Here is an 8,013-nt window from a genome sequence, read left to right on the forward strand (position 1 = left end):
CTCAGAGGTTCGCGTTACGGGTCATGATCCGGATCTGCAGCCATGCAATGCCGCCCATCAGCGCAAATAGCACGACGGAGATCGCCGCCGCATACGATGGGCGATTCATCTTGCCCTGCTCGATCCAGATCAGGAATTCCGGCAAGGTCGTCGATGTGCCGGGCCCCCCATCGGTCAACACGTAGATGAGTCCGAACATTGACGTCAGCACGCCGACCGTCGTGACGACGGCCACGAATTCGATGATCGGCCGCAGCATCGGGATGATGATGTAGATCCACGTCTGCCAGAAATTGGCGCCGTCAAGCCGCGCGGCTTCGATCATCTCATCGGGCACCGTCGACAGGCCCGCCATGAAGATCAGCACGCCCATGCCGAAGGTCGACCACATCTGCACGCCGATCAGGCTCATGAGCGCAGTCGAACCGTTGCCAAGCCAGTCGACCGCATCGATGCCAAACGTATCCAGCATCGCATTGAGGTTGCCGTCGTATCGCAGGACCACATTGAAGATCGAGCCGATGATCACGCTCGACAACACGGCCGGGAAGAAATAGACCGCACGAAACACCTTGCCGCCCGGCACCCCCTGATGAATCAGAATCGCCAGCACCATCGGCAGCATGACCCAGACTGGCAGCGTGGCCAGCAGGATCAGTGTGTTGACCATCGAATCGCGGAACGACGGATCGTGCGCGAGCGCGACGTAATTCGACACACCGACAAAGCCGACCGCACCCGACGACGTCACGCCGAGGAACGACAGCACTGCGCCCCATCCGAGCGGAAAGATGCGGAAGACGATGACGAGCAGCAACGCGGGAAGCAACAGCACGAACGCCATGCGCTGCTCCGAACGGTCACCGCCCGACCTGGCCACCGCAGGCGACGCCTTTGATGCGGGCGCCGCGCCGCTCGTCATAGATGCAGAAGGTTTCGACATGTCTGGGTCGTAGTTCAACGTGCCTTCGAGTGCCACACAATCGCCAAGGGCTGGCCTGATTCGCTTCACTATCGGGTGGCGCTGCCCCCTGAGTCGCACCACGTGGGGTGCTGCGATGGCTTCACCTTGCAACAATCCGGCGCGCCCAACAAGCTACACATCACCGCTTTGCCGACGCCTGGACTTCATCCATACGCGCAGCGGCCTTGTCGACCGTCGTATCGCCATTAAGCAACAGCTGGCTCTGACGGTGCCACTCCTCCATCTCGGCCGCCGATGCGCCGAGCAGCGTCGTCGTCACGGCGGAGTCCTTGAGCCATCCGAGAATGATCTTGACGGTCGGGCCCTTGAACGAAGTGAGGTCGACACTGCTGTTCGCCGGCAGCGCGCCCGCATCGTTGGCGAAGACCTGGAGGGCCGCCGGGCTCGCCAGCTCTTGCACGAGTTGCCTGGCCAGCGCGACATTCTTCGACGCCTTGTTCACGCCGTAGCCGATACCGCCGGACACGGGCACACGCGGATTGTCGGGCGGATCGCCGGCCGCAACGGTCGGCGACGGCATCTTGTAGACACCGAGCTTTTCGGGCGTGAGGAAATTCTCGAACTGCTTCCAGTGCGCGACATCGGAAATCAGGCCGATCGTGTTGCCCGCATCGCCGCGCATGAATTGCTCGTATTCATCCATGAACTTCGTCGTCGAGTTCGCGCCCTTCGGATACCAGCCATCCTTTTGCGTATCGACCCACGCCTGGAGAATCCCCTTGACCTGCGGGCTCGACCACTTGAGCTTGCCCGCCGCGAATTGCGCCTGTTCGTCGGGTGTCATCGACGTCGCGGCCAGCGAGGAGAAGACGAATTCGGCACCGTAGCCTTCCTTGTTGCCGAGCGCAAAGCACGGGATCTTGCCGCCCTTGGCCTTGAAGGCCGCGCAAACGCGCTTGAGATCGTCCCAGTTCTTCGGCGGCTTGTTCGGATCGAGTCCGACCTGCGTGTAGAGGGCCTTGTTGTAATACACGACAAACCCCTGAAGCGTCAGCGGCAATGCATAGGTCTTCCCGCTCGCGTCCTGAAACTCCTTCACCCCGAGCATGCCTTTGTCGAGCCCGCTGAGGTCGACGAGGTCCGACATCCGTGCACGTGCCTGCGCGCCGCCGTTCATCAGGAACACGTCGGGCCCGGCGTTAGCCGACAGCGAGGTGCCGAGGATCGTGTAGTACTGCTCGATCGGCTGGCCGACGAACTTCACCGTGACGCCCGGATGCGAGGCTTCAAAGTCTTTCTTGACCTTCTTGAAATACGTCGACGTAACGGGATCGCTCGACTTCCAGTCCCAGACCGTCAGGGTCTGTGCCGCGGCGGCGGCGAAAAATGCGAGTCCGGCAAGACACACCGCGATGCGTGAGATGAATGGGCTTCGCACAGCTGTCTCCAATGGTTTTTATATGAAATCCATGGCTAGCCGGCCGTCGGTACGGCCGCCGGTTTCGAGAGCGGCGGCGGGCCAAGCTCGCTCCGGTCACGCACATCGGGCCGCCGTAGTTCGCGGCGCGCATATTCGCTGAGTTCGAGCCCGTGTCCGGGACGATCGGGTGCCATCGCAATGCCGTCGACAATGGCGATCGACTCTTCGACGAGCGCGTCGAAGTTCTGGAACGAGTATTCAAGCCATTCGACATCGGGCAGCGCGCATGCGCAGTGCACGCCGACTTCGAGGAAGGTATTGCCCATGCTGACCGGCACACCGAGGTCGGCCGCGAGCCAGCCCACGCGCATGACATCCGTCACCTGCCCGTGCACATTGAGGATATCGACCGCGCCGGCCTCCATCAATGCACGCTTGCCACTGGCATCGAGATACTCACCGGTATTCAGCGCGGTCCACGTGGCGTTGTGCCGGATGTGCCGCAGGCCTTCGAAATCGTCGCGCAACGTCGGATCCTCGACCCAGAGCAAGGCGTGACCGGCGTCGCGGATGCGTTCGAGTTTCACGACGGCTTCCTTGGGTGACCACGCTTCGTTCGCATCGATCATGACGTGCGCGTCGGCCCGCACGGCCTTCTTGAGCAAGTCGAGGCGATGAAGGTCGCGCTCGAAGTCCGGGTGCCCGACCTTTATCTTGAACGCGGTATAGCCGAGTGCGTCGGCACGTCCAAAAAGTTCGGCGAAGTCGGTGTCGCTCAGATGAAAGTCGAGCCCGCTTGCGTACGCCTTGATCCGGTCGCGCCGCGCACCGAGCATCTGCCAAAGCGGCATGCCCGCCTGCTTCGCGGCCAGGTCCCATAGCGCGACCTGGATTGCTTCATGGAAAGGCAACGTCCACGCGCGGTGGTTGCCGCCTCGCGGACGCGCTACACGGTGCACCAGTGCGAGCGGCCGCTCTCCTTCCAGCGTGGGCCAAACTTCGAAGCGGAAAATGCGCTCGATTTCCGCTTCGGGCGGCAACGGTACGAATAATGACTGCGCAAAGCCCAGGCCGGTGAGCCCGTTCTCACCGATCAGCTCGAGCGCCACGACGTGAGCATCGTCGGCCCGGACCTGGCTATCGCCGATCACCCGATCTCGGGCAAACTGGAAACGCGTAATACGGAAGTCAACGATACGCATGATCGAGTGCTCTGATAGATCAGATGCCGTAATTGATATATCATGTTAGTCGTTGCGATCGGAGATCACAAGTGGGTAGAACGAGAAAAGATGCCCTCGCCGAGCCGGCATCCGCTAAAACGGCCGTGGAGAGTTCTCCGGCCACCGAGACTGCAAGCGGCGGCGGGCGGCTCAGCGACATTGCGTACGAGCGGATTCTCGAGGGGCTGTTCGAGCGCAAACTGCCTGCCGGCGCATTCGTTTCGCAGAACGAACTCGTCCAGCTTCTGGGTATACCCGTAGCGCCGCTGCGTGACGCATTGCGCGTGCTCGAAGCGGAAGGGGTACTGACAATTCACCCGCGCTCGGGCATTCAGTTCATCAAGCCGGGGCTCGAACTTACTCGTGCGACGTATCAGTTCCGCAGCATCATCGAGCGCGCGGCGATTCGCGTGTTCGCCGAGACCGCGGATGAAGAGTCGATTGGTTCACTCGAAAAGCGCCATCTCGCGCTGGTGACCGCGATCGAGAAGCAAGGTCTCAATGCGCAGTACCTCACCGAAGTCGAAGCGCTCGAAACCTCGCTGCATCATGCGGTCATCACGTCGCTCGGCAATCCGCTCGTCGAGAACAGTTACCGGCGCATGCACAATTACCTGAAGCTGTTGCGCCTCGAACGCAAGCTCACTGCGCCGTTAGTACTGCGCACGCTCAAGGAACACCTCGCGATTCTCGAGGCTTGCAGGCTGCGTGATCCGGATGCCGCCGAAGCCGCCGTCACGGCGCACTTCGCGGCGGCGTTGCAGCGCAATCTCGGGATGTATTGAGCGAGAAGCGCACGCGCTCGACAACGTCTCGTATCTGAGACGCATCGCAGGGTTCAGGCAAATATGCCGGTGCCGATGAGTCGCCGCGATCCGGTATTGATGGATACGCCGGCCGCACGCATCGCACGTCGCGCCAGGTTGCGCAGCACGGCCAGGCCGAGTTCTCATGCGCCCAAAACCAGTATTGCATTGTCGTTCGACATGTACGCTCTCCGTTCTCAAGATAAATGACACATGGGGCTCTCTCCGGATGGACGACGCCGAAGGCAGAACGAGTTCCAACCGGTTCGCAGTGTAGGCGTGCAAACTCGCGCCAACGTCTGTCGCGAAACTACGCCGTCTGGTAATGAGGGGGCTGCCGGCGGCGAGCCCTGTGTTACAGACGTCGCAGCGATCCATTTACCCACTCGCAACGTCACCGCGACTGGGCGGCGAAGACGACCTTATATTTTCAGCTATATTCTCTTGCGCTAACAAACGGCGGTGGCCACCGCACGACGGAGCGATCGCAGGTGTTTCGCCAGCAACTGATTTAACCTCCATCGGAGAATTTCAATGCGTTTTGAGCAGTACCGCGTTATATGGCAACAGCTTTGCGAGTGCGTAGCGATGTGGGTCATTCTCGTCACATTGGCGGCATCTAGCGGAATCGCCTCGGCAGAAACCACCACGATCACGGTCTGGGATTTTAAATCGGCGGACCCCTCGATCGCTGCATACTTCCAGCAGACGGTCAAAGATTTTGAAGCGGTACATCCGGGCGTCATCGTCAAGCATGTCGCGCAGCCCCACGACCAGTATTATTCGCTGCTGGGTGCCGCGATCGGTGCGAATCAAGGACCGGATATCGTGATGCTTCACGGAGGCACCCCGACCCGCGAGCGGGCCGGTGCGCTCGTGGCGCTGAATCCAGATCTCGGCAGGCTTCGAGACCGGCTTGTCGGATGGGAAGCGTTCTCGGCTGAGAACAATACGATCTACGCAGTTCCGCTCACGCTGCAAGGCCAGGTCGTTTACTACAACAAGGATCTTTATCGTAAGGCCGGACTCGATCCAGACAAGCCTCCGGTCAATTGGGCGGAACTCGAAGCCGACTGCACCCGGCTCATCGCGAGATTGCATGTCGCATGCTTCACGATGGGCAACAAGGATGGCTATGGCTCGATGTTCTTCTTCAATTCTATTGCGGCGAATTCATGGAGCGACGCACAGCGAGCCGCCTGGGCGGACCGAAAGCTCGCGTGGAGCGACCCTGCTGTGAGCAGCATCCTGCGTGTCTGGGTCGAGAAATCAAAAGCAGGCTGGTACACCAAAGGGGTGAACTCGACAGCGACATTCCCAGACCAATACGATCGATTCATGCGCGGAGAAGCCGCAAATGTCATCGGTCTCGTCTCGGACACCGCACACTGGAAGCAATTCGAAGCGGTCGTCGGGCCCGATAAGGTCGGAAGCTATTTGCCCGTCGCGCTCTCGGGCTCAGCGGGTGCCAATGCCCCGGGTGCGAAACTCTCGCTGCCCATTGCCGGCGGCATCGGGTGGGCGATCACGCGTTGGTCTCCGCATAAAGACCTTGCACTCGCTTACGTGAAATCGATGGTCTCGAGCACACACCTCAGGACGCTGTTCGAAACAGGCGGAGCGATGGTGTCCGATGGCCAATTCTCGCGTGATGGCATCGACAGCCCGAATGGAAAGAAAATTCTTGAATGGATTTCCTGCTGTCGCGCTCCGATGCCGCAGAACTCTATCGGGTTGTCCGAAGTTGAAGTCTTGCGTCGAGATACGCAGCGTATGCTTGCCGGATCGATGTCGGTGGAGGCCGCGACGTCGGAACTCGATCAGACTCGCACATCATCCAGGTAGGTCGCGGAGCACTGCTCGAAGCTCGTCGATATACCAAAGGTTGCCCGACAGTTCGCACTCGCCAATGACGTCGGACAGGAAATCGACTGCGCCGGAGGAACGGCCGGCAGTGTGCAACGCGCGCGCGTACTCAACGGCAACCAGCGGATAGACCGCCAGATAGTGTGTCTGCTTGAGTCGTACGATGGCAGTCTCGAAGCTACGGAGCTCGCTCGAATCGAGGCGCGAGTTCATCGCGCGCGCGACCCACATAAACGCATCACAACACTGGAGCCAAATATGGAGTGCGGCTTTTTTGCACTCACGAGCAAGCTCCTCGACCGCATCCACCAGGGCAACGGAATCTCGGGTAAATATGGCGATGGATACGCTCGCTTCAAGCAGGATATAAGCTAACGTCAATTCGTGGCCGAATGTCCTTCCATCGTCCTCGGCCTCACGCGTCATGGCAAGGGCGCCCTCTCGATCGCTCTGAAACCACAACACTCTGGCAAGCGTCGCCTTGGTGACCGCAGCCTGACCTGTTCGTATCCCGGTGATCACCCACTTCTTCGTGTCAAGTTCGTCAGAACTGAGCGCCGCTTTGAGCTCGACCGCAGCCTCGTGGTGACGTCCGAGGTAGTGCAAGGCAATGCCGTACAGTCGGTGACTCAGGGTTGCCTGGAAGGTGCTTCCGCGCGTTGAAGCGACCTTGTCGAACTCCTTTACGCGGTTGAGCGCGGTATAGGCGAATCCGCCGTACTGGCTCGCGTTCCAAAGACCCCACATCGCACGTAACTGGTGGCTTAACGCGTCGTGCGCCAAGGCAACAGCCAACGTTTGTTCCCACAACGTGTACACAAGAGGGCTTGGACCTTCAATGTACACAAGCGCAGCTGCATACGCACACAGCAGATTCAGGTGAACCGTCGGCAACTGCTCTTCAAGCGAGGCATCGCGCAGCGCCTGCAGTGCCTTCGAAGACCAATACGTGCACTCGTCCAGGGCCGACAGTTCGAAGAAGTGCGATGCAGACTGCGATGCGAGTTCAATGCCGAATCGCACGTCACCGAGTGGGCTGAACGCCCACGTCATCGCGGAGCGCAGATTACCCCGGTCAGCCTCAAACTCGGGCCACGTTGGAATACCCGCCGCTTCGCGTACCGCTATGCGCACATCGGCGACAAGGCTCTTGAAAAACTCTGCATGAGCTCGATCGGCGGCGGCCTTTTCACCGTTGGCCTCCATGCAATCGATTGCATAGGCCCGCGCGCTGTCCAGTAGTTGATATCGTTTCGCACGCGTGCGGTCCATCGAGATCAGCGATTTAGACACTAAGCTTGCGAGTGCCTCAGTCGTCTCTTGCGATGTCAGGCCAAAGCCGGTTGCGAGCGACCACGCGCCTTCCAGAGAAAACCCGTCGACGAACACTCCGACGAGCCGGAACACTAACTGCTCCTTCGCAGAGAGCAATCGGTAGCTCCAGTCAAAGACAGCCCTGAGCGTCTGATGCCTCGGCAACGCGTCGCGTGAACCGCCGGTCAGGATGGCAAACCTTCGGTTGAGGTTTGCCTTAATCGCTTCCAGCCCGAGGCTGGCTGTACGAGACGCGGCAAGTTCGATCGCGAGGGGAATTCCGTCCAGCCGTCGGCAAATATCGGCGACCATCGAAAGCGTGGCCTCGTCGGTGCGTATTTCGGATGAACGTGACCGGCCGTTTCGGGATCGTGACCGGGGATTTCGGCAACGTGACCGGTCATTTCGGGAACGTGACCGAGCGGACCGGACGGCAGGATTGGCGTTGCGCATGACATC

6 protein-coding genes are annotated in these 8,013 nt (G+C 60.2%); 2 read left to right on the forward strand and 4 right to left on the reverse strand.

From position 1 onward, the window contains the following. Position 1: 1 nt before the first annotated feature. The 3 genes from ACLFKU_RS22180 to ACLFKU_RS22190 all read right to left on the reverse strand — a co-directional run bounded on the left by ACLFKU_RS22180 (position 2) and on the right by ACLFKU_RS22190 (position 3,547). Positions 2 to 943 carry a carbohydrate ABC transporter permease gene (locus tag ACLFKU_RS22180; protein WP_410850493.1) on the reverse strand — a complete coding sequence of 314 codons (942 nt, stop codon included), beginning with the start codon at positions 941 to 943 and terminating at the stop codon, positions 2 to 4. Positions 944 to 1,103: 160 nt separating this feature from the next. Beyond that, positions 1,104 to 2,363 carry an ABC transporter substrate-binding protein gene (locus tag ACLFKU_RS22185; protein ID WP_410850494.1) on the reverse strand — a complete coding sequence of 420 codons (1,260 nt, stop codon included), beginning with the start codon at positions 2,361 to 2,363 and terminating at the stop codon, positions 1,104 to 1,106. A gap of 35 nt (positions 2,364 to 2,398) precedes the next feature. Beyond that, positions 2,399 to 3,547, reverse strand: coding sequence for a mandelate racemase/muconate lactonizing enzyme family protein (locus ACLFKU_RS22190; protein ID WP_410850495.1), 1,149 nt, complete (start codon positions 3,545 to 3,547; stop codon positions 2,399 to 2,401). A 71-nt stretch (positions 3,548 to 3,618) separates the two neighbouring features. Between ACLFKU_RS22190 and ACLFKU_RS22195 the strand changes: the two genes are divergently transcribed. Together ACLFKU_RS22195 and ACLFKU_RS22200 are read left to right on the forward strand one after the other, a co-directional pair. Further along, a complete protein-coding gene (locus tag ACLFKU_RS22195) occupies positions 3,619 to 4,353 on the forward strand; it encodes a GntR family transcriptional regulator (protein ID WP_368624046.1) in 735 nt (244 codons plus the stop codon). A 609-nt stretch (positions 4,354 to 4,962) separates the two neighbouring features. Continuing rightward, positions 4,963 to 6,219 carry an ABC transporter substrate-binding protein gene (locus tag ACLFKU_RS22200; RefSeq protein ID WP_410850496.1) on the forward strand — a complete coding sequence of 419 codons (1,257 nt, stop codon included), beginning with the start codon at positions 4,963 to 4,965 and terminating at the stop codon, positions 6,217 to 6,219. On the opposite strand, the gene ACLFKU_RS22205 is transcribed toward ACLFKU_RS22200, so the two are convergent. Next, positions 6,208 to 7,866: an ATP-binding protein gene (locus ACLFKU_RS22205; protein ID WP_410850497.1), complete on the reverse strand. Its 1,659-nt coding sequence runs from the start codon at positions 7,864 to 7,866 to the stop codon at positions 6,208 to 6,210. The genes ACLFKU_RS22200 and ACLFKU_RS22205 overlap by 12 nt on opposite strands. Positions 7,867 to 8,013: the final 147 nt, after the last annotated feature.

The sequence above is a fragment of the Paraburkholderia sp. EG304 genome (assembly GCF_046543485.1).
Classification (GTDB): domain Bacteria; phylum Pseudomonadota; class Gammaproteobacteria; order Burkholderiales; family Burkholderiaceae; genus Paraburkholderia; species Paraburkholderia youngii.